Here is a 25,886-nt window from a genome sequence, read left to right as displayed (position 1 = left end):
ACGATTACGTGACCTCGAAGCAGCCGCGCCCCGACCGGGGCGCCGCGGCCCGGGGGCAGCGAGTACGCACCCACTGCCGCCGAGCCCGAGGAGAGCGATGCCCCAGCCCCGAGTCAGTGTGATCGTCCCCGCGTACAACGCCCTGCCCGAGCTGACCGACTGCATCAAGTCGGCGATGGACCAGACCATCGGCCTGGACCGAATCGAGATCATCGCGGTGAACGACGGCTCGACCGACGGCACCGGCAAAGAGCTCGACCGGCTCGCCGAGACCTGCCCCTCGCTGCGCGTCATCCACCAGGAGAACTCGGGCACCGCGGCGGTCCCGCGCAACGTCGCCCTGGACGTGGCCCGCGGCGACTACGTCTTCTTCCTGGACTCCGACGACTACCTGGGCCCCGACGCGCTGCGCCGCATGGTGGCCATGGCCGACGAGAACCGCACCGACATCGTGCTCGGCAAGATGGTCTCGGTCGGCGGCCGGGCCGTGCCCACCGCCGTCTTCCAGAGCACCCAGCCGCGTACGGACATCTTCTCCTCCGCCGCCTACCGGACCCTCGGCTGCTGGAAACTCTTTCGCCGCTCGCTCATCGAACGCCTGGAGCTGCGCTTCCCGCCGTTCCGCAACACCGAGGACAAGCCGTTCACCGCCGCCGCGTACCTCAACGCGGACGGGATCTCCGTCGTCGCGGACTACGACTGCTACTACCACCGCAACCGTGAGAACGGGAACAACCTCACCCTCACCGCGCAGAACCTGAGCCACCGCATGCGGGGCACCAGGCTCTGCTTCGAGACGGTCGCCCGCCACCTGGAGCCCGGCCCCCGGCGCGACCAGATCATGCGCAGGCACGTCGAGTGGGAGCTGTGCGGCCCGCTGTGGTGGCTGCTGCTGCGGGAGAGCGAGGAGGACATCCGCGAGCGCATCTACCCGGAGGTCCGCTCCTGGGTGGCGAACTGGGTCACCGACCCGATCGTCCAGCGGCTCGAACCGCGCGACCGGGTCCTCCTGCACCTGCTGCGGGCCGACCGGTTCGACGAGATGATGACGGTCATCCGCGACGCCAAGAAGGACGCCGGACGCGGTCACGTCGTCGAGGCGGGGCGGGTCTACTGGGACCATCCGCTCTTCCGCGACACGGCCGTGGGGGTGCCGGACAGCGCCTTCGACGTCACCGGCCGGCTTCCGGTGCACCACCGGACCGCGTCGGCGGACTGGCGGGAGGGCGGCGTGCTGCGGCTGACCGGCCACGCCTACATCGAGCACGTGGCCTCCCGGGACGCCGCCACCGAGCTGGTGCTGCGCTGCCACGACGCGGACCACGCGGAGGTCCGCGTCCCCGCGCGGGTGCACGCCGTCGCCGGGCTCCCGGACGACGAGCGCTACGCCGACGCGGGCTTCGTCGCGGACATCCCCCTGCCCACGGCGGCGTCCGGCGCCCCCCTGGGCCGCGGCCGGTGGGACCTCCACCTCGACGTACGGGCGCAGGGAGTCAGCCGTACCGTCAGGCTCAAGAGCCCCGGGGCCGAGCGGACACCACCCCCGCGCGCGATCACGGCGCCGGACCCGGCCCGGCCCCTGACCGTCACCCCGTACACGACGAAGAGGGACGGCCTCTCCCTCAGCGTGGGCCGGGAGGTACCGCGCGAGGACAGCCCCTACCGGGTGTCCGGGGTGTCCTGGCACGGATCGCGCGGGGCCACGCTGGTGGTGGGCGGCACGCTGGCCGGCGCGGACGCGCAGGAGGCCGCAGCGCTGCGCCTGCGCGCGGAGAACGGCAGCGGCGACCACCGTGAGACACCGGTCTCCCTCGACCGGGCCGACGACAGGTTCACCGCGGAACTCCCGGTCAGGGGCCTGCGTCCGGGCCGCTGGACGATCACCCTGACCGTCCCCGGCTCCGCGCCCGTCGCCGTCCCCTACCGCGCGGGCCTGGGCCGCACCCAGTGGTTCCACCTCGCCCGCCCCTACGCCGCCCGCCCGGAGAAGGCGGCGTCGGAGACCACGCTGGTGGTGGAGGTCCGCCCGGTGGACGTGCGGCGGGTCGCGCGGCAGAAGCTACGGGGTCTCGTGCGCAGGGTGCGCGGATGACGCGCGGGTGACGGAGGCCGGGCGCGGGCCCGGCCGGTCACCGGCCCCGCCCCGGCAGCCGGCCCCGCCGCCGCTCCTCGATCAGGGCGTCCACCGACCAGTAGGGCGCCCCCGCCAGGATCAGCGGCAGCCACGCCATCAGGTAGGCCAGATCGTTGCCCAGGTAATACGGCTCGGCCGCCCAACTGATCGTGAGCCACAGGCTCAGGGAGATCAGGGCGCCGCCGACCGCTGCGAGGCGGGCGAGGACGCCGAGGAGCGTGCCGATGCCCACCGCCAGCTCGCCGAGGGCGATCGCGTAGCCGAAGCCCGTCGGCGACTTCAGTGCCAGGTCGACGAGTTGCGGGATCGCGGAGCTGTCGCGCACCGCGTGCATCTGCCCGCCGATGGAGCCGGTACCGCTCGCGTGGAAGAACGCGCTGTCGGTGAGCTTGTCGAGGGCCGCGTAGACGAAGGTGATGCCGAGGAAGAGGCGGAGCGGCAGCAGGGCGTACCGCTGGGCGGTGTCCCGTCGGCCGCCGCCACCGCCCCTGGCGTAACCGCCGTGCGGGCCCGTTCGCATCCCGTGCGCCATCGCTGAACCGCCACCTCTCCCGCGCCGACCGCTCCGTCACTCGATCACTCGCCCACCCGACCATACGTACGACAGGGCGGCCCGGCTCACCTCGCGCGCCGGTCAATCGACGACGTCGATGGCGCAGCGGTTCGTCTCGACCCCCGCCGCCGTGATCACCTGCACCTCGACCCGGCCCGGCTCGACCTCCACCGGCACCGTCACGGTGAGCAGTGCGTCCGCCGGGTTGGTGAAGCCCCCGGGGACGGGGACGAGCGGCACGTGGACGTGGACGGTGCCGATGCGGACGGCGACCCGGGCGAGCTGGTCGGCGGAGCCCGCGCCGGGCGGTACGAACCCGGCGCCTCGGATCTCGATGTCGTCGCCGGTGCGGATCGGCGCGTCCAGGTCGCCCGCCTCGCGGGAGCGTACGACGGAGAGGACGACGGGGCGCCCGCCCTCCGCGTACTTGCCGCAGAGGTACGTCGCCGCGGAGACGCCCACCAGGACGGCGAGGCCCCACGGCAGGTCGGGCAGCGCGTCGGGGCGGCGGGCGAGGCGGGCCCCGGCCCACACCAGCGCGGCGGCGCACACCGCCACGTACTGCGCATCGGTGAAGCTGCCGCGCCCGGAGTCGTCGGTGAGCAGGTCGGCGGCGCGCGGCCGGGTGGCGGGCACCTTCTGGAGGCGCTGGGCGAGAACGCGCAGGCCGACGACGCGGCGTACCAGGACCGCGACCGCGCAGACCACGGCCAGGACGGTCAACAGCCCTGCGCCGTCGGCGAGTTCGAGGCCGTCGATGAGGTGGTCGCGGGCGGCGGGGCCGGACGCCGAGGCGAGTTCACCGGCGAGCACGAGGACCGCGTAGACCGCGAGGAGCACGGCGGCGCCCGCCACCGCGCGGGACGTCGAGAGCCGGTTGTCCTCGCCGATCACGGGTGCGAGGACGCCGCCCCGCGTGCGGTGCGCGGACGCGGCGCCGCTGAGCAGCCCGGCCAGGACGACGGCGGCGACGAGCCCGGCCGTGCGGGCGTCGCTCCAGCCCGCGCCGATCGCGGTGAGCGCCTGCACGAGGAGCAGCGCGAGGACGCCGCCCCACAGCACGTACAGGGTGCGCGGCCACAGACCCGTGAGCCAGGCCGCGCCCTCCTCCCGGCCGCGCGCGGCCACGGCCTGCGCGGACTGGGTGAGTTCGTCGGAGATCCACTGGCGTGAGGCGCCCGCCGAGTGGGCGACGGCGGGCGGCAGGCCGCTCCCGGCCGCCAGTTCGTCCCGCTTCGCGAGGAACGCGGCCACGGCCCTCCGGTGTCCCTCGCGCGCCCCGTGCGGGCAGTCGCCGCACGTGCATCCGCCCTCGTGCGTGCCCTGACCTTGTCGCGCTTCTTGCATCGCCACCGCGACGCCCCCACCCTCAGCCTCTGCGTGACCCGTCAACTGGCCGTCAACTTCGTTGTGACGAGAGGGAATTGTGCCGCACCCGGCGCACACTCCGGCGCACGGGTCCACCTCCGTGGGATGAACCGTATGCGCCCGCCTTGACCGGAGTGTTGACGTCGCTGCGAGAATTTCCGTATGGCCGAGATCATCCAGCGTGACGGAACCTGGGCCTTCGACGGAACGACCATCCGCATCACCCCAGGTCTGCACCGCAGCGTGGCCCTGTTGCGGCAGACGTACGGCGAGATCAGCGTGCCGCTCACGGCCGTGTCCGGGGTGGCCTACGAACCCGAGCGCAGGCGCGGCAGGCTCCGCCTCACCCTGCGCGAGGCGGCCGACCCCCTGTTACAGGCCACCGGCGGCCGACTGCCGGACGCCGCGGACCCCTACCGGCTCGCGGTCGACGCGGACGGCTCAGGTGTCGCGGAGTACGTCGCCGAGGAGATCCGCCGGGCGCTGCTCCTCGAACAGCTCCCGGAGGGGCCCGCCGACACCTACCTCGTGCCGGGCCCCGCCGTGCCTCTCTCCGTGCGCTCCAGCGACGGCATGGTCTCCTTCGACGGCAGCCGCGTCCGGATCGACTGGAGCGACACCTCGGACCGCGTGAAGCGGGCGACGGGCCCGCGCGTCATCGCGCTCGGCGACCTCGACGGCGTCGACTGGGTGCCCAACTCCGGTTACGAGGACGGCGTGCTGCGGTTCGTCCTGAAGGACTCGGCGTACGCGAAGCTGCCGCCGGAGAAGGACCCGTACGCCCTCGACCTGTGGGGCAACGCCCGCAAGGACCTGCTGACGGCCCTTGTCGCGGCGGCCGTCACGGCCCGCCTGCCCCACCCCTCCACGCCCCGCGACCCGGCCGCCCTCGCGCCGCCGCACCGCACCGACCACGACACGCTCCTGCGCCGGTTGCGCGAGCTGGGCGACCTGCGCCGCCAAGGCGTGCTGACCGAGGACGAGTTCGCGACGACCAAGCGGGTCGTGCTCCGCGACTTCCGCTGAGAGCTTGTGAGCCTGAGAGCCTGAGAGCCTGTGAGCCTGTGAGCCCGGGGCCTCAGCCGAGGAGGTCCGGTTCGCTGCGGGTGATGTCCTGCCACAGGGACTGGTAGTTGATCCAGGCGACGAGGTCACCGCCCGTGCGGTCACGGGTCGCGACGGCCAGGTGCCGGTCGATGAGCACGGGGCGCCCCGCCGCCCGCGCCACGAGCTGCGCCTGGCAGCAGCGCTCCAGGGCGATGAACCACCAGGCCGCCGCGTCCACGGAGTCCCCGACGGTCAGCACCCCGTGGTTGCGCAGGATCAGCGCCTTGTACGTGCCGAGCGCGACGGCGATCCGCTTGCCCTCGTCCGCGTCGACGGCGACCCCGGTGTACTCGTCGAGCAGCGCGTGGTCCTCGTAGAAGGCGCAGGCCTCCTGGGTGATCGGCTCGATCAGCTCGCCGAGCGCGGACAGCGCGCGCCCGTACGTGGAGTGGCAGTGCGCCACGGCGACCAGCTCGGGCCTGGCCCGGTGCACCTCGGCGTGGACGGTGAACGCGGCCTGGTTGACGTGGTGGCGGCCCTCGACGACCTGCCCGTCCCCGTCGGCGAGGACGAGGTCGCCGACGGTGATGTGGCGCAGCGGCATGCCGAACGGGTTCACCCAGTAGCAGTCGTCGTACTCCGGGTCCCGCGCCGTGATGTGCCCCGACACCCCGTCCTCGTAGCCGAGCCGTCCGAAGATCCGTAGCGCGCCCGCCAGCCGCTCCTTGCGGTGGCGGCGCTCGTCGGCCACGTCGGCGTGGACCGGCGGCATGGCGAAGTGCAGCCGGTCGGTGGGTATCGGGGCGGGGTTCTGCGTCGACATGGAGCGGAAGGTACCTCCGTGACCTCCAGGGCGACAGGCCCCCGCGGTGAAGAGAATGCGCCTGGACACCTGCGATACCGGACAGGAGGTGTCGGGTATCGGCGCCAGACTGGGCGTATGACGTCGAACTGGGCTCTCTTCTCCACCGCCGAACCGGACCTCGCGAAGACCGTCGAGGCCCGCTTCGCCCTGCACCCGCACCACGTCCTCGCGACCCTGCGCAAGGACGGCTCACCCCGCACCTCCGGGCTCGAAGTCCGTTTCCTGGACGGCGAGTTGTGGCTCGGCATGATGCCGGGCTCGCTCAAGGCCCGCGACCTGCTGCGCGACCCGCGCTTCGCACTCCAGGCCAATCCGGGCGAGGGCACGGGGACGGGCGGCGGCGATGTGCGGATCAGCGGGCGCGCGTTCGTCGTCGAGGACCCGGCGGTCGTCGCCCGCTACACCGGGCAGGTCCAGGTCCCCGACCCGGACGACTTCCACCTGTTCCGCACGGAACCGGCCGAGGTCACGCGGACGTACGTCGAGGACGACACGTATCTGGTGGCCCAGGTGTGGAAGCCGGGCGAGGCCCTGAGCACCCTGCGGCGGAGATGACCGAAGGCGCCGCCCACCCTCGCGGGGAGCGGCGCCTTCGGTCACGCGGCGGGTACGGCGGTGGGGACTACTCCCACTCGATGGTGCCCGGCGGCTTGCTCGTCACGTCGAGGACGACGCGGTTGACGTCCTTGACCTCGTTGGTGATCCGCGTGGAGATCTTCGCGAGCACCTCGTAGGGCATCCGCGTCCAGTCCGCCGTCATGGCGTCCTCGGAGGAGACCGGGCGCAGCACGATCGGGTGGCCGTAGGTGCGGCCGTCGCCCTGGACGCCGACCGAGCGGACGTCGGCGAGCAGCACGACCGGGCACTGCCAGATCTCGCGGTCGAGGCCGGCCGCGGTCAGCTCCTCGCGGGCGATCGCGTCGGCCTCCCGGAGCAGGTCGAGGCGGTCCTTGGTGACCTCGCCGACGATGCGGATACCGAGCCCGGGGCCGGGGAACGGCTGGCGCTGGACGATCTCGTCGGGCAGGCCCAGCTCGGCGCCGACCGCGCGGACCTCGTCCTTGAACAACTGGCGCAGCGGCTCGACGAGCTCGAACTCGATGTCGTCGGGGAGCCCGCCCACGTTGTGGTGGGACTTGATGTTGGCGGTGCCGGTGCCGCCGCCGGACTCGACGACGTCCGGGTAGAGGGTGCCCTGCACGAGGAAGGCGACCTCGGGGCCGTCCTCCTGGAGGATCTCCAACTGCGCCTGCTCGAAGACGCGGATGAACTCGCGGCCGATGATCTTCCGCTTCTGCTCGGGGTCGGAGACCCCGGCCAGCGCGGACAGGAAGCGCTCGCTGGCGTCGACGACCTTGAGGTTCGCGCCGGTCGCGGCCACGAAGTCCTTCTCGACCTGCTCGGTCTCGCCCTTGCGCATCAGGCCGTGGTCGACGTAGACGCAGGTGAGCTGGGAGCCGATGGCCTTCTGGACGAGGGCCGCGGCGACCGCGGAGTCGACGCCGCCGGACAGGCCGCAGATGGCGCGCTTGTCGCCGACCTGCTCGCGGATCGCGGCGACCTGTTCCTCGATCACGTTGCCCGTGGTCCAGGTGGGCTTCAGGCCCGCGCCCCGGTACAGGAAGTGCTCCAGGACCTGCTGGCCGTGGGTGGAGTGCATCACCTCGGGGTGGTACTGGACCCCGTACAGCTTCTTCTCGTCGTTCTCGAAGGCGGCGACCGGGACGACGTCCGTGGAGGCCGTCACGGTGAAGCCCTCGGGCGCGGCGGAGCAGGCGTCACCGTGCGACATCCACACGGGCTGCTCGGCCGGGGTGCCCTCGAAGAGCGTCGAGTCGGTCTTGGTGACGGCGAGCGGGGTGCGGCCGTACTCGCGGGCGCCGTTGTCGTCGACGGTGCCGCCGAGGGTCGTCGCCATGAGCTGGAAGCCGTAGCACATGCCGAAGACGGGGACGCCGGCCTCGAAGAGCTCGCGGTCCAGGCGCGGGGCGCCCTCCGCGTACACCGACGAGGGGCCGCCGGAGAGGATGATCGCCGCCGGGTTCTTGGCGAGGATCTCCGCGACGGGCATGGTGCTCGGCACGATCTCGCTGTAGACCCGGGCCTCACGGACACGGCGGGCGATGAGCTGGGCGTACTGCGCACCGAAGTCGACGACCAGGACGGTGTCGGGGGCGGCGGCAGCGGAAGTCGCTGATGACACGGGTTGCCTTCCGGCGGCTTTTGCAGGGGGTCGTACCACCGATTCTACCGGTTCGGCTCTGCTGCCCCTCGGGTCACGGGGCTCCGCCCCGGCCCCCGCTCCTCGATCGTTCGGAGGGGCTTGATTTTCGGGGGCGCTATACTGGCGCCCATGTTCTCGCAGACGACCTTCGTCTTTACCTATGGCAGCCGGCCCGCCGGATGCCATGGTCGTGCTGCTTGAGCCACTGACAAGCGACTTCCCAGGCGCCCCGGGCCGACAAGGCCCGGGGCGTCTGTCGTTTCCGGGTCCTGACCGTCCGGGGTACCGCCTCCACGAGACCGGAGCCCGACCTCATGACCACGCCCACGACCCCCACCGCCGGACCCACCGACACCGCCGCTGTGATCTCCGACGCGCGCGCCCGCATCGACGCCCTCGACGACCGGATCATCGGTCTCGTCCAGGAACGCATGGCCGTCTCCGCCGTCGTCCAGGAGACCCGGCTCGCCGCCGGGGGGCGGCGGGTGCACCTGTCACGCGAGATGGAGGTGCTGAGCCACTACAGGGACGCGCTCGGCAAGCCGGGCACCTCGCTCGCGATGACGCTGCTCGAACTGTGCCGGGGCCGCGTCTGACCCCGGATCCCAGTTCGGTTCGGCACTCACCCGTACGGCGCGTGACCCGGACGCGGCGGGCTTCGTTGGTCCCGGTGGCCGCGCCAGCCAGGGGCGGACCGATCACCACCCCGCGTGGCTCCGCTGGAGCGATGAGACGTCACGGCCCTGCCGTACGTCGTGGGACCTCGCTCCAGTGCAGTGACCGGACGGCAGGGGACAGCAGCCCGGTCACCCAGGAGAACGGCCGGCTCCGGGGACGCCCGGGGCCGGCCGGCCGCTTTCCGTACCGCACGGGCATGGCTTTTCGAACCACCGACGGCGATGCTCGACAAGCGCATGGGGAACGGGAGTTCGGTCGCCGAACTCGGAAGCGGAACATAAGCCTCAATCTGTGACTCCTGCCACATAGGGCAACTTTTCCCGCCCCGCAGGTCTCAACCAATGGGCGAGTCGCCAGTGACTCACCTCCTGGGGGAGACCACACGTGAAGATCGTCTTTCTGATCAACAACGCGTACGGGATCGGTGGCACCATCCGGGCCACGGCCAACATGTCGGGCGCCCTCGTCACGCGGCACGACGTCGAGGTCGTCAGCGTGCACAGGACCGCCGACCGCACGGGGCTGCCGTTCGACCCGCGCGTACGGATGACCACCCTCGTCGACCTGCGCGAGGACAGTCCGGCGTACGCGGGCGACGAGCCGCTGCTCGAACAGCCCTGCACGATGTTCCACGAGAAGGGCACGAGGGAGGGGCGGCTGCGGTACACCGCGCTGCACGACCGGCGCCTCGCCGGTTTCCTCGCCGAGACGGACGCGGACGTCGTCATCGCCACCCGCCCGATCCTCAACGGCTACCTGTCCCGCTACGGCACCGACAGCTACCTGCGCGTCGGACAGGAACACCTCTCGCTCGCGGGCCACGCCGACGACGTACGCCGCGACCAGAATGAGGCGATCGGGCGCCTGGACGCGTTCGTCACCGTCTCCGAGGCGGACGCCGCGCAGTACCGCGCCGCCCTGCCCCAGGTGCGTACGACCATCACCTGCGTACCCAACGGCGTACCGGCCGGTGGCGTCCAGCCCTCCACGCGCGACTCCAAGGTGATCGTGGCGGCCGGGCGGCTCATCCCCGTCAAGCGCTACGACCGGCTCGTCGACGCCTTCGCGAAGGTCGCGGGCGACCACCCCGACTGGACGCTGCGGCTGTACGGGCGCGGTCCCCGGAAGGCGGCGTTGCGCGAGCGGATCGACGAACTGGGCCTGTACGAGCGGGTGTTGCTGATGGGCCCGGTCTCCCCCATCGAGACCGAATGGGCCAAGGGCGCGATCGCGGCGGTCTCCTCCGACATGGAGTCCTTCGGCATGACCATCGTGGAGGCCATGCACTGCGGGGTGCCCGTGGTCGCCACGGACTGCCCGCACGGACCCGCCGAGATCATCACGCACGGCGAGGACGGCCTGCTCGTCCCGGTCCGGGACGACGACAGCGGCGTCCAGGCGTACGCCGACGCGCTCGGGCTGCTCATGTCCGACGCGGAGCTGCGCGACCGGCTGGGCGAGTCGGCGCGCGCCCGCGCCGCGGACTTCGAGCCCGCCGTCGTCGCCCGCCGCTACGAGGAGCTGTTCCGGCGCCTTTCGGCCGGCCGCCCGCAGAAGAAGGCGGTGCGGGAACCACGGCGCCGGTCGTGGCTGTGGCGTCTGACCAGGGCCGTCGAGCCGTCCCTGCCGCCCGAGCCGCCCGTCGAGCCCGTGTCACCGCTCGCCCCGATCGCGTTCGCCCGGTCCACCGCCGACGGCGGCTGCACCGTGCGGTTCGACGCGGCGACACTGCCGCCCGGCGCACTCGACTTCGTGACCCGCCTGCGCCGGGACCCCAAGGGGCGGGAGATCCGGATACCGGTCCCCGACGTCGCCACCGCGCCGGACCTCGGCGCGATCACCGTCACCCTCACGCCCGACGACCACGTCCTCGCCGAGGGCCGCTGGGACTGCTACGTCGCCCGCCGCGGCACCGACCGGCGCGTCCGGCTGGTCTGCGGGCTCGCCGAACGGGCCCGCCGCGTGGGCGCCGCGCCGCGCACCGGCCCCGACGGGGTGGCGGCCGCGCTGCCGTACGCCACCGTCGACGGTTTCCTCGCGCTGCGCGCCTGGCACCGCCCCGCGCACGCCGAGGTGTCGCGCGTCGAGATCGACGAGGAGCGCGCCACGATCGGCGCCGTGCTGCTCGGCGCGCGGACCACCCTCGACGGGGCGCGGGTGGTGGCCGTCTCGCGCACGGGCGAGAACCGGGACTTCTCCGTCCCCGTGACGCGACTGGGCGGCGACGCCTTCGAGTTCACGCTGCCCTACGTCGAGGCGGCCCGTCGGCGCGACACCGAGCGCGACCACTGGGACCTGCGGCTGCACCGCGCCACCCCCGATCCGGCGCCGGTGCCGCTCGGCCGGATCGGCGGCGACATCGTCGACCGCAACAAGACCGACCTGTTCCCCGAACGCGGCGATCAGGGCGTGCGGGTGTACGTCACGGCCGCCAACGACCTGGCACTGAGCGCGCACGGGGAGTGATCCAGTTCACATAAAGATCATGTGAGGTCCAGGACAACCGTTACCGCCCATCACGGGTCACACGTTCTGTATCAACGGCCACGCCCGCGACCGCCACCGCGGAGGCCTCCACTTCGTATTGATCGAGGTCCAGATGAAGCTTCGCCGCGCACTGGTGACGGCGGCCGCAACGGCCGCCATAGCCCCGATCGCGCTGCTCTCCGCGCCGGCCGCGTTCGCCGACGTGACGCCGGGCGCCACCGTCGCGGCCACCGAGCCGGACCCGTCCGCGTCGCAGACCGGTTCGGCCGAGCCCGAGCCGGGCGCCACCGAGACGGGCGATCCCGAGCCCGGAGCCACCGAGACGAGCGATCCCGGGACGAGCACGCCCGACCCGACCGGGACCGCGACGGACCCGGAGGAGACGGAGACACCGCCCGCGGAGTCCCCCGAGCCGACCGACACCGCCACGCCGCCCTCCTCCCCGGACCCGACCGAGTCCGAGGAGCCCGGTGACGAGGAGGAGTGCACGGACTACGAGGACAGCCCCGGCACCCTCGCCGAGCTGCGCGGACTGCCGTCGAAGATCGTCGCGGGCGACGGCTGGCACGGCTTCTCGTTCCGCGTCACGAACAAGACGGACGTGGCCTTCGAGTCGGTCTCCGCCGACCTGTACGCCTTCGCGTACGCCTACGACGCGAACACCACCGAGATCACCAAGTACCTGCACGTGCAGTACTCCGACGCGTCCGGCTGGCACGACCTCGACACGGGCCTCTACGCCGACAACACCCTGTCGTTCGGCGCCGCGGGCGCCCTCGCGCCGGGGGAGCACGCCGACCTCAAGCTGCGTATCCAGGTCGGCGCCAAGGCCCCGACCGGCATCGGCGGCTCGGTCGCCTTCGCCACCAGCGTGAACACCGACGGCGTCTGCGGCTTCAACGTCCCCGAGGACCAGGAGTACCGCTTCGAGATCCTCGCCGCGGGCAGCGAGCCCGGCAAGGTGCCGCCGGCCACGAGCGCGCCCCGGCCGAGCAACACCCCGGCCCCGCAGTCCAGCAGCACCCCGCTCGCGGGCTCGCTGGCCGAGACCGGTTCCAGCTCGATGCTGCCGACCCTCGGCCTCGTCGGCGGCGTCGCCGTCGTCGCCGGTGCCGGTGTCGTCTACTCCGTGCGTCGCCGCAAGGTGAGCAACGAGGCGTGAGCGTGAGCCCTCGGGCACCGCGCACGTAGGGAAGGACCCGCACTCGGAGGGGGGTGCGGGTCCTTTCCGTTCCACTGCCGCGTCGTCAGTCCTTCTTGGCGGGCACCGCGGGCATGCCGAGGAACGGCAGCTTCAGCGCGCCGAACGCCTCCGCAGGGACGACGGGGCTCCTGGGCTCGACCGGCGCGAGCCGTTCGTAGGCCGCCCCGGAGCGGGGGCGCGGGTCGGCCTCGCCCTTGTTGGGCCAGTACGACATCGCGCGCTCGGCCTGCGCGGTGATCGTCAGGGACGGGTTCACGCCCAGGTTCGCGGAGACCGCCGCGCCGTCCACGACGGAGATGCCGGGGTGGCCGTAGAGCCGGTGATACGGGTCGATCACCCCGGTGTCCGCGCTGTCGCCGATGGGGCAGCCGCCCAGGAAGTGGGCGGTCAGCGGGGTGCCCATCAGCTCGCCGACGTTCGACCCGGCGAAGCCGTTGATCTCTGCGGCGATGGCGGCGGCGCCCAGCGAGGCCGCCTTGATCTGCTTCGGGTTGGGGGCGCCGTGCCCCTGGGCCGCGGTGAGCAGGCCCTTGCCGACGCCGTCCGGCTTCAGATACGTGGTCAGCGAGTTGTCCAGGGACTGCATGACCAAGCCGATGATGGTCCGCTCCGACCAGCGGCGGTTGGACAGGGACCGCACCATCAGGCTCGGGTGCTTCGCCACGTTCAGCAGCCAGCCCGCGACCCGCGACGACTTCTCCGCGTAGGGCACCTGGAGGATGGACAGGCCGCCCATCGCGTTCGAGCCCTTGCCGTAGCGGACCGGCTCGATGTGCGTGTTCGCGTCCGGGTGGATGGACGAGGTGATCGCGACGCCCTTGGTGAAGTCGACCTTCGCCGCGCCGTGCCGCTTGCGGTAGCGCCGGTCGGTGGTCTGCGCGCCGACGAGCGCCTCGGAGTTGGTGCGGGTCAGCTCCCCCAACCTGGCGGAGATGTACGGGAGTTGCCCGCTCGCCTTCATCCGGTGCAGCAGCGTCTGCGTGCCGTAGGTGCCCGCCGCGACGACGACCTGGCGGGCGGTGAAGACGCGGCCCGCCGACTTCCTCCTGTCGTCGGTGGGCAGCGTCGCGATCGCGTAGCCGCCCTGCGAGTCGTCGGTCACGGAGACGACGGTCGTCATCGGGTGGACGACCGCGCCCGCCTTCTCGGCGAGGTACAGGTAGTTCTCGTTGAGGGTGTTCTTCGACCCGTGCCGGCAACCGGTCATGCACGAGCCGCACTCGGTGCACGCCGTGCGCGCGGGTCCCACGCCGCCGAAGTACGGGTCCGCGGCCCGCTGTCCGGGCGCGGCCGTGGTGCTCCCGTCGGCGTCCTCGCCGTCACCGAAGAAGACACCGACCGGCGCCATGTGGAAGGTGTCGCCGATCCCCATGGCCTGGGCCGCCGCCTTCAGATGGACGTCGGCCGGGGTCATCGTCGGGTTGAGCCGCACGCCGAGCATCCGCCGCGCCTGGTCGTAGTACGGCTTCAGCTCCTCCTCCCAGTCCGTGATGTCCTTCCACTGCGGGTCCTCGAAGAAGGGCTTCGGCGGTACGTAGAGGGTGTTGGCGTAGTTGAGCGAGCCGCCGCCGACCCCGGCGCCGGCCAGCACCATCACATTGCCGAGCAGGTGGATGCGCTGGAGCCCGTACATGCCGAGCTTCGGCGCCCACAGGTAGTTCTTCACGTCCCAGGAGGTCTTCGGGAGCGTGTCGGGGGTGAACCGGCGGCCCGCCTCCAGGACACCGACCCGGTAGCCCTTCTCGGTCAGTCGCAGGGCGGACACCGATCCGCCGAAGCCCGAGCCGATGACCACCACGTCGTAGTCGTGGCCGTGGTCGTTGCCGTCCTGAGTCACGTGCGCGTTCTCCTTCGAACGATCGACGTCGCCTACTTGAGCCGGAGCTTCTTCATCAGTCCCAGGCTGCGCGTCATGAACCGGGCGTACTGCTCGTCGTCCATGCCGAACGAGGGCGCCATCGGCATCACCCGCTGGTGGGCGACGGTCTGGGCCTCGGTGTACTTCAACAGGCCCTCGCTGCCGTGGCGGCGGCCGAGCCCGGAGTCCTTCATGCCGCCCATGGGCGCCTGGACGCTGCCGTACGCGGGCGCGTACCCCTCGTTGATGTTCACGGTGCCGGTGCGAAGGCGCGCCGCGACCTCGTGGCCGCGCTTGGCGTCCTTCGTCCAGACCGACGAGTTGAGGCCGTACGGCGTCGCGTTGGCCAGGGCGATGACCTCGTCCTCGTCGGTGAAGCGGTAGACGGAGACGACCGGGCCGAAGGTCTCCTCGGTGCAGACGGCCATCGGCGCCTGGACGCCGTCGAGGATGGTCGGCTCGAAGAAGTACGGGCCGATGTCGGGCCGCGCCACGCCTCCGGCGACGAGCGTGGCCCCCTTGGCGACGGCCTCCTCGACGTGCGCCTTGACGGTCGCCAACTGCCGTTCGCCGACGAGCGATCCCATGTCCGCGCCGTACGCGAGCGACGTGCCGAGCCGCATCGACCTGGTGCGGGCGGCGAACCGCTCGACGAAGGCGTCGGCGATCGACTCGTGGACGTACAACCGCTCGATGGAGATGCACAGTTGACCCGCGGAGGAGAAGCAGGCGCGGACGGCTCCGGCCGCGGCCTTCTCCACGTCGGCGTCCTTGAGGACCAGCATGGCGTTCTTGCCGCCGAGTTCGAGCGAGACGCCGACGAGGCGGGCGGCGGCCCCCTGTGCGACCTCGCGGCCGGTGCGGGTGGAGCCGGTGAAGGAGACGTAGTCGGCGTGCCGCACCAACTCCGGTCCCACGACGGGGCCTTCGCCGAGGACGACCTGGAAGACCTCGGCGGGCAGCCCCGCCTCGATCAGGAGGTCGCGCGCCCACAGCGCGGTCAGGCAGGTCTCCGTGTCGGGCTTCATGACCACGGCGTTGCCCGCGACGAAGGCGGGCAGCGCGTCGCCCACGGACAGTTCGAGGGGGTAGTTCCAGGGCGCGATCTGGCCGACGACCCCGCGCGGCTGGCGCAGCTCGGTCACCTTGGTGAGCGTCGGGACGGCGCCGGTGTGCCGCTTGGGCCGCAGGTACGAGGGCGCCTTGCGCCCGTAGTGCCGGGCCGCGACAGCGACCGCCTGCACCTCCTCGTGGGCGTGCAGCCGCGCCTTGCCGGTCTCCAACTGGATGAGGTCGAGCACCTCGGCCTGGCGGGCCAGGACCAGGTCGTGGAAGCGCAGCAGCACGGCCGCGCGCTGCCGCACCGGCGTCTTCGCCCACACCTCCTGGGCGGCGCGGGCCCGTTCGAAGGCGCTCGCGACGTCCTCGGGCGTCGACTCCGGCAGATCGGCCAGTTTCTCCCCGGTGAACGGCGTGTGGTTCACCGTTCGCCCGGAGCCGACCACGCCCCGGGTGAGCTGGGCGACCAGCTCGGGCGTGACCACGTCGGCAGCCGTGCGCACGCCCGCGGGGGCGGCGGCCGTCGGGTTGGTCCCGGTCTTCTGTACGGTCTCGGGCGTGACCTGCGACTCCGTCATGGAGGGGAGCGTATGCCGAAGCGGACGCTTTCGGTACCCATCGGTAACAGGCTTTCACCGCGCACACACATCACGCCAGTGATCGCTGGCAGCAAAGCCGCTGATCAGCGGCTTTGCTGCGCGGTGCAGGGCACCCTCACAACTTTTCGGCGATGTCCAGATTGGCCAGGACCTCATCGGCGACCTCGCGGCCCCGGTCGGTGAAGTCGCCCTTGCCGGGATAGCTGACCGACACCCGGTACATGTCACCGGCCTTGTTCTTGTAGTAGAAGAACCGGATCTCGCGCGGCCGGGGGTCCACGCTGTCGTCCGTCCGGTACGCGACGGTGTTCTGCGCGGCGTCCTCGTCCTTGAACTTGGCGTCGTCGTCCGGCGCGGTTCTCGCCCCCTTCGGCATGTCCAGGTTCGAGTCGCCGCTGGCCTTGAACGTGGTGTCGTCGTCGTACATCTGCGCCCGCGCGGAGCCCTTGATCCGGTTCAGCGCGTCGTCCTTCTTGCGCGACACGTTCACCCCCACCCGGACGCTGCCGCTCCAGTCGGTGTACGTCACCCAGTTCTTGTCGGTGTCGGTGTCGGTGGGCCTGCCGGGCTGATAGTCCTCGGGCACCGCGAGCGTCACCCCGAGCGCCTTCTCCTCGTGCCGCGTCCAACCGTCCGGCAGCGGCCCGGCGAACGGGTCCGCGACCACCAGGTACGCGACCGCGGCCAGGGCCACGACCCCGGCCGCGATCCCGGCAAGCGCCTTCCGGCCGAGCCGCGGTCCGCTCCGGCCGTCGGCGGTCCGCACGGTCTGCGTCGGCTCCGGGGCCGGCGGCTCCGCGGCACGCTCCAGCAGGGCGCGGACCCGCGCCGCGTCCGGCCGGCGCGCCGGGTCCTTCTGGAGCAGCCCGTCGATGGCGTCGGCCAGCGGGCCCCGGGCGGCGGCGGGCGCGGCCGGGGTCGCGTTCAGCACGGACTGGAGGGTGGCGGGCGTGTTGGTGCGGCGGAAGGGGGAGACGCCCTCCGTCGCCGCGTACAGGACGACACCCAGCGACCACAGGTCGGAGGCGGGGCCCGGCCGCTGCCCCAACACCCGCTCGGGCGCGATGAATTCGGGCGAGCCGACGAATCCGCCGGTGTCGGTCAGGTTGGTCTCGCCCTCGATCTGGGCGATGCCGAAGTCGGTGAGGATCACGCGGTCGTGCCGGCCGAGCAGGACGTTGTCGGGCTTCACGTCGCGGTGCAGGATGCCCGCGGCGTGGGCCGCCTCCAGGGCGCCGAGCACCTGGAGTCCGACGCGGGCGGCGTCCCGCGCGCCGAGCGTGCCCTCCTGGAGCGCGGCGCCGAGCGAGCGGCCCTGCACGAACTCCATGACGATCCACGGCCGGCCGTCCTCGACGGCGACGTCGTGCACGTTCACCACCGCCGGGTGGTCGAGCCGGGCCGCGGCCCGCGCCTCGCGCCGCATCCGCTCGAAGACGGTGGCCCGCTCCCGGTCCGGCAGGTGGTCGGGCACCCGGGGCTCCTTGACGGCGACCTCGCGGCCCACCGTCTCGTCCTCGGCCCGCCACACGGTGCCCATGCCGCCGTGCCCGAGCTTGCTCAGGAGCCGGTAGCGCCCGGCCACCAGGCGGCCCGCGCCCGGGTCCGGCTGGTCCGGCACGACCTGCGTGGGCTGCCGCGGCGGCTGCCGCGGCGGCTGGTGGGGCGGGGCGGTCACGGCGTACGGGTTGCCCTCGTGCGGCACGTGCGCGGGTGCCGGGCGCGGTGGCTCAAGACCGAAGCTGGTGGGTTCGTTCGGGCCGTAGGAGGCTCCCCCGTTGTCACTCATGGGGTCATCCCTACCGTGCGGGCGCCTCCGGTTCCACTCGGGTCACGGAGTTGTGACCGCCCTGGTGCCCCACCTGTCGCCCTTGCCCCACGATCACCCCGCGGACGGGACGAAGGTGTCGACGGCGGCGTCGAAGTACGCGCGCGCCTCGTCGACCCTGCCGACCGGCGCCGACACCCACACGTCGTACATCCGGCCGCCCTCCTCCCAGCACAGGTCGACGGTGTGCCGGGGCCCCTCGGTGTCCGTGAACCCGTCCCAGGTGAACTCCCACAACGCGGCGTCGTGCTCGTCGTGCGAGGTGTCGGTGACCTTTCCGTCCCGGTAGCCAGGGTTGGTGCGCGGCCCCTCGGCCGCCGCCTCGCGCTGTGCGGCGGCGGGCCCGCCGGGCCGCGGCCGGGAACTGCGCACACCGATGCGGAAGGTGCGGTCCGGCGACATGTAGAACACCCGCGGCCCGTCGAGCGAGCGGGAGAACCCTTTCGGCACCGCGAGGGCGAACCCCTTCGGATCCTGGACGGTCCGGTACCCGGGCGGCGCCGTGGGCCGCGGTGTCGTGGTGCGGGTCTCCTGCCGGGTGACCGTGACGGTCGGCGTGGGCGAGGCCGGTGCCGTGCCCGTGCGCGAGGGCCCCGACGCCGAACTGGGGGGCTGCCGCGGTGTGTCGTCGTCGCGCCCCGCGAGCAGCGCGGCGGCGGAGATCCCGGCCCCGGCGACCGCGGCGACCAGGGCGGCGGCCACCAGCAGCACCCGCGTCGGGATCCTGGGCCGGTGCCCCGCCGCGCCGCCCCCCGGGGTCCGCTCGTACGGCGTGCGCGGCGGGGCGGGCTGCGGGGTCGCGCCCGTGGCGACGTAGGCGCGCAGCAACCGCTCGGCCTCGTCCAGGTCCATCCGCCGGGCGGGCACCCGCTCCAGCAGGCCCCGGACCACCGGGAGCAGCGGGGCGGCCTCGGCGGGCGGGCGGAGCTCCTCGTACACGACGGCGTGCAGGATGCCGCCCAACGAGTCGCGCCGGAAGGGGGACTCGCCGGTCAGCGCGGCGCACAGCAGCGCGCCGAGCGACCACAGGTCGGCCCCGGCGCCCGCCCCGTCCCCCGCCATCCGCTCCGGGGCGGTGTACTCGGGCGAGCCGACGAACCCGCCGCTCTCGGTCAGGGTGGTGGCGCCCTCGACCTGGGCGATCCCGAAGTCGGTGAGCACGATGCGGCCGGTGCCGGTCTCCAGGAGCACGTTGGCGGGCTTGAGGTCGCGGTGCAGGACCCCGGCGGCGTGGGCGACGCGCAGCGCGCCGAGCAGGGCGAGCCCGATCCGCGCGGCCTGCACGGCGTCGACGGGGCCCTCCTGTGCGATCCGGTCGGCGAGCGATCCGCCGTCCACCAGGTCCATCACGATGTACGGATGTCCCTCGTGCAGCACGACGTCGTGCACGACGACGATGTTCGGGTGCCGCAACTGGGCGACGGCCCGCGCCTCGCGCAGCATCCGCTCCCGCTGCTGGGCGGCCTCGTCCGCGGAGAGCGTCTCGTCGACGGCGAGTTCCTTGACGGCGACCTGTCGCGTCAGCAACGTGTCGGTGGAGCGCCAGATGACCCCCATCCCGCCCCGGCCGATCACGGCTTCCAGCCGATAACGCCCGCCGATCACACGGACGTTGGCCCCCTCGGTCCCCATGCGCCCCATCATGCCGCACCCCTGCGGGCCGGGACTGTCCGGTTCCGGTCAGCAACGGTTACGGCGGCGGCTGCCAGCCGCGCAGGATGGCGTCGAACTGCTCCCGCGCACCGTCCCACTCCTGTGCCGGGACGGACAGGTAGATGACGTACTCCGTACCGTCGGCGTCCCGGTACATCTCCTCGATGGCGTGCCGCGGTCCTGACGTCGCGTCCTGCGTCCCTGCCGTCCAGGTGAACTCCCAGAGCGAGCCGGGCCGGTCCCGGAAGGTGTTGGAGTCGAGCGAGACCCGCCGGTAGGCGTGCAGCTTGACCCGCAGGTTCTTCTCCAGGTCCAGTTGGTGCTGGTAGGAGTCGGGCCACTGCGGCGCCTTGTCGACGGCGATCCGCACGAACCGCCGGCCGCCGTCGGGCGTGTAGTCGATCTGCTGCCCGTTCGCCTGCCGCTTCCAGCCGGGCGGCAGCCGCAGGCTGAACCCCTCGACGTCGTCGATCTGTTGCCAGTCGTCGGGTATCGCCCCGGCCGCGGTCCCCTGCTCGCCCTGTTGGTCGCCCTGCTTGTCGCCCTGCTTCCCGCCGGATCCGTCCGCGTCCTGCCCTCCGACGCTCTGCCCGGTCGAGGTCCCGCCGCTGTCGGCGCCGTCGTCGGCGGAGTACGTGACCGCGGCCAGCGCGCCGCCGCCCCCGAGGACGAGCGCCGCGACCAGGACGGCGACCACCCGGGGCCAGGTCCGCCGCCGCGGGGCCGCCGGTGCGGGGACGGGCCAGGCGGGGGCGGCCGGTGCGGGCCCCGGCAGCGGTGTCGGGGCCGTGGCGGTCCCCGGCGGGCCCGGAACCGTGTGCACCTGCGTCGGCACGTACGCCTGCGCCGCGCCGGGGCGTCGGCCCTCCGCCGCCTCGGCGAGCATCATCTCGGCCTCGTCGGCCGTGGGCCGGGCGGCCGGGTCCTTGCGCAGCAGCGCGCTGATGACAGGAGCCAGCGCCCCGGCGTTCTCGGAGACCCTGGGCTCCTCCTCGATGACGGCCTGCATGGTGCTGATCGGCGAGGTGCGCCGGAAGGGCGAGATGCCCTCGACGGCCGTGTAGAGGGTGGCGCCGAGACCCCACAGGTCGGAGGCGGGCCCGGGCTCGGCCCCGCTCACCCGCTCCGGGGCGAGATAGTCGACGGAGCCCACGATCTCGCCGGTCCTCGTGATGGTCGAGTCGCCCTCGACCTGCGCGATCCCGAAGTCGGTCAGCTTGACCCGGCCGTCCCTGGCCAGCAGCACGTTGCCCGGCTTCACGTCGCGGTGCAGCACCCCGGCGGCGTGCGCGGCGCGCAGGGCCCGCAGCGTCCACAGGCCGATGCGCGCGGCCTCGGCGGGCGGGATGCGACCGCGCTCCTTGACGGCGTCGGCGAGCGAGGGCCCCTCGACCAGCTCCATGACGATCCACGGCCGGTCGTCGTGTTCGAGCACGTCGTGCACGGTCACGACGGCGGGGTGGTTGATGCGCGCGGCGGCCCGCGCCTCCGTCTGCGTACGCGCGAGCAGGACCGCGCGATCGGCCTCGGCCACCCACTGAGCGGCCGTCAGCTCCTTGACGGCGACCGACCGGTGCAGCACTTCGTCATGCGCGCTCCACACGCGGCCCATGCCACCGCGGCCGATCGATTCACCGAGTCGGTAGCGGCCCGCGAGGAGCCGGCCCTGCATCTGATTCACGTTCCCACCAATGGTCTTGACGAGGCCACACTAGGGAGCGGGCGCCGCTCAAGGAACAGGTGGGGTGCCATGGAGACAGCACTGTGACGCGGGTCGCGTCCGGTATTTCCCGGTTCAGCCGCCGTACTCGTAAGTAGCCGACGCCTGGTCGTACAGGCGTGTCACCTCGTCGCGCTCCGCCTCCGGGCCACGCACCTGGACGACGTGGTACTTCCCCCCGACGACCATGGCCAGATTGCGTACGAAGACCTCCCGCCCGTCGGAGCCCTGCCAGGTGAACTGGCCCTCGGCCATGGTCCGTCCGCCGACGTCGATGGACTTCATACCGCTCGACGTGGCCCAGGTCGAGTCGCGGAACGGCTGGAGTTCGCGCTCGTCCTCCCGCTGGTACTTCATCGGGTCGCGGCCGTACGTGGCGGTGGAGTCCCGGCCGGGGACCACGAGCAGCTCGAAGTTCCCGTGCGTGTAGAGGACTTGCCCCCGCCCGTTCTTCCCCTGCCGCTGCCAGCCCTTGGCGACGGCGACCTCGAAGCCCTCGGGGTCCTTGCGGAGCGCGAACCCGGCGGCGATGTCGGACTGCGGCTGCGTGCTGGAGGGTTCGGAGCTGTTCTCGCCGTCGGGCGACGCGGTGGGCCGGGGGGCGGGCGGTTTCGCGTCGTCCTTCTCCTCGGACGCGGACGGCGAACGCTCCGGCGCCCCGCCGACCGAGCCGGCGTTCTCCTTCGTCCCCTGGCCGCTGTCATCCTTCGGCATGAAGACCATCGCGTACGCCACCGCGCCGACGAGGCCGAGCAGGACCAGCACCAGCAGCCACCGGCCGAGCGATCGGGGCTGCCGATCCCGCCGCTGTTCCCTGGGCGCCTGCCGGGCTTTCGGCGCCCGCGAAGCCTTCGGGGCCCGCGGGGCCTTCGCGGCCCGCTGCGGCCTCGGCGCGCGCTGCGGCTTGGGTGCCCGTTCGGCGCGGCCCCGCTTGTGCCGGGCGCGCCTGCGGACCAGTTCGCCCCGGCGCCGCACGATCGGCAGCCGGGCCGCGTCGAACGGGGGCGCGGGCACGACGTTGACCCCCGCGTCCGGCTCCGGGGCCGAGCGCACCAACGACCGCAGCCAGCCCCGCAGTTCCTCGAAGTCGAGCCGCTCGGTCGGGTCCTGCCGCAGCAGGGACTCCACCACGGGCCGCAGCGGCCCGCACTCCTCGGCGAAGGCGGGCGGCTCCGCGCACACCATCTGCACGAGCTCCGGCGTGGACTCCTCCGGGTAGGGCGCGTGCCCCTGCACGGCGCGGAAGAGCAGCGCGCCGAGGGCCCACAGATCGGTGGACGGTCCCACGGGCGCCGCCAACTGCCAGCTCTCCTGCACGGGGTACGCCTGCTCGGGCGCCCACCGCTCGGTGACGGGCCCGACCACGGTCATCCGCACCTGCCGGGCCCGCTCGGCGGCGACCCCGCTGGGCCCGCTCCGTGCCTCGGTCGGCGCGGCCGGGACCGGCTCGAACTCCGCCCCCGCGGCCACCAGTTCGTTCCACCGGGCGGGCCGTACACCGGCGTCGGGGGCCGCCCCGACCTCACCGCGGGGCCGGGGCGCGGCCCCGTGCCAGGCCTCCCCGCCCGCGGCGGCCCGAGCCCCCTCGCGGTAGGCGGCGATGGCCCCCGCCCGGGCGGCCCGGAAATCGTCGGGGTCGGGCGCCCCGTCGGGCCGGGCGTCGGGCGCGGCGTCCGGCACGGCCGGCGAGGAGGAGACGGGGTCCGCCCCGGCCCCCGCCCCGAACTCGGGCTCCCCCGAGAAGGATCGCGGCCGCGGATCGTACCCGCACAGGGCCTCCTCGGCGGCCCCCGCGGCCATCCCGGTCAGCACGATGCGCCCGTCGTCGCAGACCAGCACGGTCCGGGCGGTGATGTTCCGGTGCACCCAGCCGTGCGCGTGCAGCGCCCGTAACGCGGTCAGGACGTCGGAGGCGACCTCGGCTGCCCGGTAGGGGCTCAGCGGCGCCTCGGCCAGCACCGCGGCGAGGGTCCTGGCCGCGACGACCTCGCTGACGACCCACAGCGACCCGCCCTCGGCGAACACGTCGAAGACCTGCTCAAGGCGCGGGTGGTCGGGTATCTGCGCGGCGGCCTGCGCGGCCTCGATGGCGCGCGCCACGGCGGGCTCCGCCGACCTGCGGGCGGCGGGGGCGCCGGGCCTGAACCCTTCCGGCAGCCCGTCCGCGTCGAGCACCTCGGCCTCGACGACCTCCGGCAACGGCACCTGCCGGACGAGGACTTCCTGCCCGCTGTACGTGTCGAAGGCGCGGCTCTCCGCGAACTCGAACTCGTACGCGTCGGCGTCCGGAACGGGCAGCCGGTAACGGTCGGCGAGCACCCGTCCCGCGTACTCGTCCACGACGCCTCCCCAGCTCCGCCCTGCGGTCAATTCCGTTCGCTCTGTGCCCAGTTGTACGAACTGTTGCGTCACGACGCTTCCCGATACGGCTGCGTACGGTCCGCAAGCACTCACGATACGTGCCGAGGGGCCTCCTGGTTCAGGACTCGTCAGCTTTCACGACTTGGGCTTGAAGGACTGAGTGAACGTCTTCCAGGTCGACTCGCGTCGCTCACCGCTCCAGTCGGCGTCCTTCGCGGTGTACATCAGCCCGTACCCCAGCGAGCCGCTGACCACGAAACCGCGGTCTATCGAGTGGTACTTGGTGCCCCCGTCGACGTAGGTGAACTCCCAGTCGGCCGTCTTCCAGCCGCGGTAGTCGACCGCCGCTATCCGGATGCGGTCGTACTGGGCACGCCGCATGTAGTTCTCCTGGTTCTGCCAGTCCCTGACCGGGTCTGACTTCGGCGTGCCGGTCCAGCCGACCAGCAGCTTCTGCCCGTCGGGGCCGGTGAAACGCGCCCCGGCCGCGCTGGTGGAGGCGTACTTCCACCCCTTGGGCAGATCGATGGAGAAGCCCTGGGCGTGCTTGTACGTCGCGGCGTCGGCGTCGGCTCCCGAGCCGGAACCCTTGCTGCCGGGTGAGGCGCCCTGGCCGGTGGCGGTGGCCCCGCCCTCGTCCGGCTCCTTCTCGCCGGGCGATGTCTCGTCCGGGCTCGAATTCTTGCCCTTGTCCTGGCCCGCGCCCGCGCCGGAGTCCTTGCCCTGGCCCTTGTCGTTGTCGTGGTCGGCGGAGCCGGTGGCCCCGCCGGAGACGGCCTTGTCGCCGCCCTTGCCCGCGTCGCCGCCGCTGTCACCGTCGCTGAGGGAGAAGGCCAGGACGACGCCGATGACGACGAGCGCGACGACGGCCGCGATGATCGCGAGCGTGCGGCGCGGCACGACATCGGTGATCGACGCCTTGGTGGAGGGGGTGCGCGGCGGTCCGCCGGGCTGGGCGGGGATGCGTCCGGAGGAGACCGGCGCCGAGGCGGGGGCGGTGGTCGCGGGGGGCTTCTCCCGGGCGGCCGTCGCGGCGACGGCCGCGTTGCGCACCGACTTGAGGGCGCCCCGCAGCTTCTCCGCCGCTTCCTCGCCCTTGCCGGCGACGGCCGAACCGCCCTTGCCCTGGGCCTTCTCGGAGCGGGGCAGCGGCGGCAGCGGCACGACCTTGGTGGCGTCGGCCGGTTCCGGCTCGGGAGCCCGCTTCGGCACGGGCGCGTGGAGGATGTCGGTCAGCAGCGCCCGGGCGCCCGCGTCGTCGAGGCGCTGCGCCGGGTCCTTGGCGAGCAGTCCGTAGATCACCTGCTCCAGCGGGCCCGCGTTCTTCGGCGGGTCGACCGGCTCGGTCATCACGGCGGTCAGCGTCGCGATCGCCGACCCCTTGTCGTAGGGGGGCACGCCCTCCACGGCCGCGTAGAGCAGACCGCCCAGTGACCACATGTCGGCGGCGGGGCCGGGCTTGTGCCCCCGGGCCCGCTCGGGCGAGATGTAGGAGGGCGCGCCGACGAGCATGCCGGTGGAGGTGATCGACGGGTCGCCCTCGACCTGGGCGATGCCGAAGTCGGTCAGCACGACCCGGCCGTCCTCGGCGATCAGCACGTTGGACGGCTTCACGTCGCGGTGCAGGATGCCCTCACGGTGCGCCGAGCGCAGCACGTCGAGGACGGCGAGGCCGACCTCGGCGGCGCGCTTCGGTTCGAGCAGCCCGTCCTCGCGCACCACCTCGGCGAGGGACTTGCCCTCGACGAGTTCCATGACGATCCACGGCCGGTCGTCCTCGTCGACGACGTCGAAGACGGTGACGGCCCCGTTGTTGCGGATCCGGGCGATCGCCTTCGCCTCGCGCAGCGTACGGGTGATCAGGCGCCGCTTCTCCTCCTCGTCGATGCTCGACGGGAAGCGCAGCTCCTTGACCGCGACCGTGCGCCCGAGTGTCTCGTCCTTGGCCCGCCAGACGGTACCCATGCCGCCCCGGCCGAGCACGTCGCCCAGGCGGTAGCGCCCGGCGAGCAGCCGTCCGGTCGTCTTCTGGCCGGAAGAGGAGTCCCGGTCGGAGGGCTCCTGCCCGTCCCGATCGTCGCGTACGTCCGACACGTCCTTCGCGGACGAGTCCTGACGAGCGCTCTTGCCTTGACGGGTCTCGCCCGCCCGCTCCGCCTCCGACATGCGTCCCCTCTGCAACCCGCCCTGACAGAGCCTTCATTGTCCCTCACGCGAGGACCGTCCGACGCCCAGGGTCGCCCCCTCG

17 protein-coding genes are annotated in these 25,886 nt (G+C 72.9%); 6 read left to right on the top strand and 11 right to left on the bottom strand.

What is annotated here, in order from left to right; translation table 11 throughout:
* The first annotated feature begins 97 nt into the window (after window positions 1–97).
* Complete coding sequence (locus tag ACIRF8_RS02465) at window positions 98–2,092, top strand: glycosyltransferase (RefSeq protein WP_404210028.1); 1,995 nt, start codon at window positions 98–100, stop codon at window positions 2,090–2,092.
* Window positions 2,093–2,129: 37 nt separating this feature from the next.
* Here ACIRF8_RS02465 and ACIRF8_RS02460 read toward each other — a convergent pair whose 3' ends face one another.
* Window positions 2,130–2,666 (bottom strand): DoxX family protein, encoded by a 537-nt coding sequence (locus ACIRF8_RS02460; protein WP_404210026.1) that lies wholly within the window; start codon window positions 2,664–2,666, stop codon window positions 2,130–2,132.
* Between the two features lie 102 nt (window positions 2,667–2,768).
* On the bottom strand, window positions 2,769–4,040 hold the full coding sequence (locus ACIRF8_RS02455) for a hypothetical protein (RefSeq protein WP_404210024.1): 1,272 nt from the start codon (window positions 4,038–4,040) through the stop codon (window positions 2,769–2,771).
* Between the two features lie 177 nt (window positions 4,041–4,217).
* Here ACIRF8_RS02455 and ACIRF8_RS02450 point away from each other — a divergent pair, with 177 nt between their 5' ends.
* Complete coding sequence (locus tag ACIRF8_RS02450) at window positions 4,218–5,081, top strand: DUF4429 domain-containing protein (RefSeq protein WP_404210022.1); 864 nt, start codon at window positions 4,218–4,220, stop codon at window positions 5,079–5,081.
* 52 nt (window positions 5,082–5,133) lie between these two features.
* Here the strand turns inward: ACIRF8_RS02450 and ACIRF8_RS02445 are convergent, their stop codons facing one another.
* Entirely contained in the window at window positions 5,134–5,925 is a 792-nt protein-coding gene (locus tag ACIRF8_RS02445; RefSeq protein ID WP_404210020.1) for a class II aldolase/adducin family protein, read from the bottom strand.
* A 117-nt stretch (window positions 5,926–6,042) separates the two neighbouring features.
* On the opposite strand from ACIRF8_RS02445, the gene ACIRF8_RS02440 reads away from it, so the two are divergent.
* Entirely contained in the window at window positions 6,043–6,522 is a 480-nt protein-coding gene (locus ACIRF8_RS02440) for a pyridoxamine 5'-phosphate oxidase family protein (protein ID WP_404210018.1), read from the top strand.
* Window positions 6,523–6,589: 67 nt separating this feature from the next.
* Here the strand turns inward: ACIRF8_RS02440 and guaA are convergent, their stop codons facing one another.
* Window positions 6,590–8,170: a glutamine-hydrolyzing GMP synthase gene (gene guaA / locus ACIRF8_RS02435; RefSeq protein ID WP_404210016.1), complete on the bottom strand. Its 1,581-nt coding sequence runs from the start codon at window positions 8,168–8,170 to the stop codon at window positions 6,590–6,592.
* Between the two features lie 335 nt (window positions 8,171–8,505).
* Here guaA and ACIRF8_RS02430 point away from each other — a divergent pair, with 335 nt between their 5' ends.
* From ACIRF8_RS02430 to ACIRF8_RS02420, 3 genes are all read left to right on the top strand, one after another.
* Complete coding sequence (locus ACIRF8_RS02430; RefSeq protein WP_404210014.1) at window positions 8,506–8,787, top strand: chorismate mutase; 282 nt, start codon at window positions 8,506–8,508, stop codon at window positions 8,785–8,787.
* A gap of 466 nt (window positions 8,788–9,253) precedes the next feature.
* A complete protein-coding gene (locus ACIRF8_RS02425) occupies window positions 9,254–11,335 on the top strand; it encodes a glycosyltransferase (RefSeq protein WP_404210012.1) in 2,082 nt (693 codons plus the stop codon).
* A 133-nt stretch (window positions 11,336–11,468) separates the two neighbouring features.
* Window positions 11,469–12,518, top strand: coding sequence for an LPXTG cell wall anchor domain-containing protein (locus ACIRF8_RS02420; RefSeq protein WP_404210010.1), 1,050 nt, complete (start codon window positions 11,469–11,471; stop codon window positions 12,516–12,518).
* 85 nt (window positions 12,519–12,603) lie between these two features.
* Here ACIRF8_RS02420 and ACIRF8_RS02415 read toward each other — a convergent pair whose 3' ends face one another.
* The 7 genes from ACIRF8_RS02415 to ACIRF8_RS02385 all read right to left on the bottom strand — a co-directional run bounded on the left by ACIRF8_RS02415 (window position 12,604) and on the right by ACIRF8_RS02385 (window position 25,804).
* On the bottom strand, window positions 12,604–14,397 hold the full coding sequence (locus ACIRF8_RS02415; protein ID WP_404210008.1) for a GMC oxidoreductase: 1,794 nt from the start codon (window positions 14,395–14,397) through the stop codon (window positions 12,604–12,606).
* A 32-nt stretch (window positions 14,398–14,429) separates the two neighbouring features.
* Window positions 14,430–16,055, bottom strand: a complete 1,626-nt coding sequence (locus tag ACIRF8_RS02410) for a succinic semialdehyde dehydrogenase (RefSeq protein ID WP_404210006.1) — start codon at window positions 16,053–16,055, stop codon at window positions 14,430–14,432.
* A 136-nt stretch (window positions 16,056–16,191) separates the two neighbouring features.
* Window positions 16,192–17,865: a serine/threonine-protein kinase gene (locus ACIRF8_RS02405; RefSeq protein WP_404210004.1), complete on the bottom strand. Its 1,674-nt coding sequence runs from the start codon at window positions 17,863–17,865 to the stop codon at window positions 16,192–16,194.
* A gap of 93 nt (window positions 17,866–17,958) precedes the next feature.
* Window positions 17,959–19,536 (bottom strand): serine/threonine-protein kinase, encoded by a 1,578-nt coding sequence (locus ACIRF8_RS02400; protein WP_404210002.1) that lies wholly within the window; start codon window positions 19,534–19,536, stop codon window positions 17,959–17,961.
* Window positions 19,537–19,594: 58 nt separating this feature from the next.
* Window positions 19,595–21,229 carry a serine/threonine-protein kinase gene (locus tag ACIRF8_RS02395; protein WP_404212236.1) on the bottom strand — a complete coding sequence of 545 codons (1,635 nt, stop codon included), beginning with the start codon at window positions 21,227–21,229 and terminating at the stop codon, window positions 19,595–19,597.
* A gap of 123 nt (window positions 21,230–21,352) precedes the next feature.
* On the bottom strand, window positions 21,353–23,617 hold the full coding sequence (locus tag ACIRF8_RS02390) for a protein kinase (RefSeq protein WP_404210000.1): 2,265 nt from the start codon (window positions 23,615–23,617) through the stop codon (window positions 21,353–21,355).
* A 156-nt stretch (window positions 23,618–23,773) separates the two neighbouring features.
* Complete coding sequence (locus tag ACIRF8_RS02385) at window positions 23,774–25,804, bottom strand: protein kinase (RefSeq protein ID WP_404209998.1); 2,031 nt, start codon at window positions 25,802–25,804, stop codon at window positions 23,774–23,776.
* Between the last annotated feature and the right edge of the window lie 82 nt (window positions 25,805–25,886).

The organism is Streptomyces sp. NPDC102406 (genome assembly GCF_044765725.1).
GTDB lineage: Bacteria > Actinomycetota > Actinomycetes > Streptomycetales > Streptomycetaceae > Streptomyces.
Note: the sequence above shows the minus strand (reverse complement) of the source record. Positions and strands in the feature narration are given on the sequence as shown.

Excerpts from the sequence above, each read along its gene's own strand:
- ACIRF8_RS02465 (WP_404210028.1), top strand. The coding sequence starts at position 98 with ATGCCCCAGCCCCGAGTCAGTGTGATCGTCCCCGCGTACAACGCCCTG.
- ACIRF8_RS02460 (WP_404210026.1), bottom strand. The coding sequence starts at position 2,666 with ATGGCGCACGGGATGCGAACGGGCCCGCACGGCGGTTACGCCAGGGGC.
- ACIRF8_RS02450 (WP_404210022.1), top strand. The coding sequence starts at position 4,218 with ATGGCCGAGATCATCCAGCGTGACGGAACCTGGGCCTTCGACGGAACG.
- ACIRF8_RS02445 (WP_404210020.1), bottom strand. The coding sequence starts at position 5,925 with ATGTCGACGCAGAACCCCGCCCCGATACCCACCGACCGGCTGCACTTC.
- ACIRF8_RS02440 (WP_404210018.1), top strand. The coding sequence starts at position 6,043 with ATGACGTCGAACTGGGCTCTCTTCTCCACCGCCGAACCGGACCTCGCG.
- ACIRF8_RS02430 (WP_404210014.1), top strand. The coding sequence starts at position 8,506 with ATGACCACGCCCACGACCCCCACCGCCGGACCCACCGACACCGCCGCT.
- ACIRF8_RS02420 (WP_404210010.1), top strand. The coding sequence starts at position 11,469 with ATGAAGCTTCGCCGCGCACTGGTGACGGCGGCCGCAACGGCCGCCATA.
- ACIRF8_RS02410 (WP_404210006.1), bottom strand. The coding sequence starts at position 16,055 with ATGACGGAGTCGCAGGTCACGCCCGAGACCGTACAGAAGACCGGGACC.
- ACIRF8_RS02405 (WP_404210004.1), bottom strand. The coding sequence starts at position 17,865 with ATGAGTGACAACGGGGGAGCCTCCTACGGCCCGAACGAACCCACCAGC.
- ACIRF8_RS02400 (WP_404210002.1), bottom strand. The coding sequence starts at position 19,536 with ATGGGGACCGAGGGGGCCAACGTCCGTGTGATCGGCGGGCGTTATCGG.
- ACIRF8_RS02395 (WP_404212236.1), bottom strand. The coding sequence starts at position 21,229 with ATGCAGGGCCGGCTCCTCGCGGGCCGCTACCGACTCGGTGAATCGATC.
- ACIRF8_RS02385 (WP_404209998.1), bottom strand. The coding sequence starts at position 25,804 with ATGTCGGAGGCGGAGCGGGCGGGCGAGACCCGTCAAGGCAAGAGCGCT.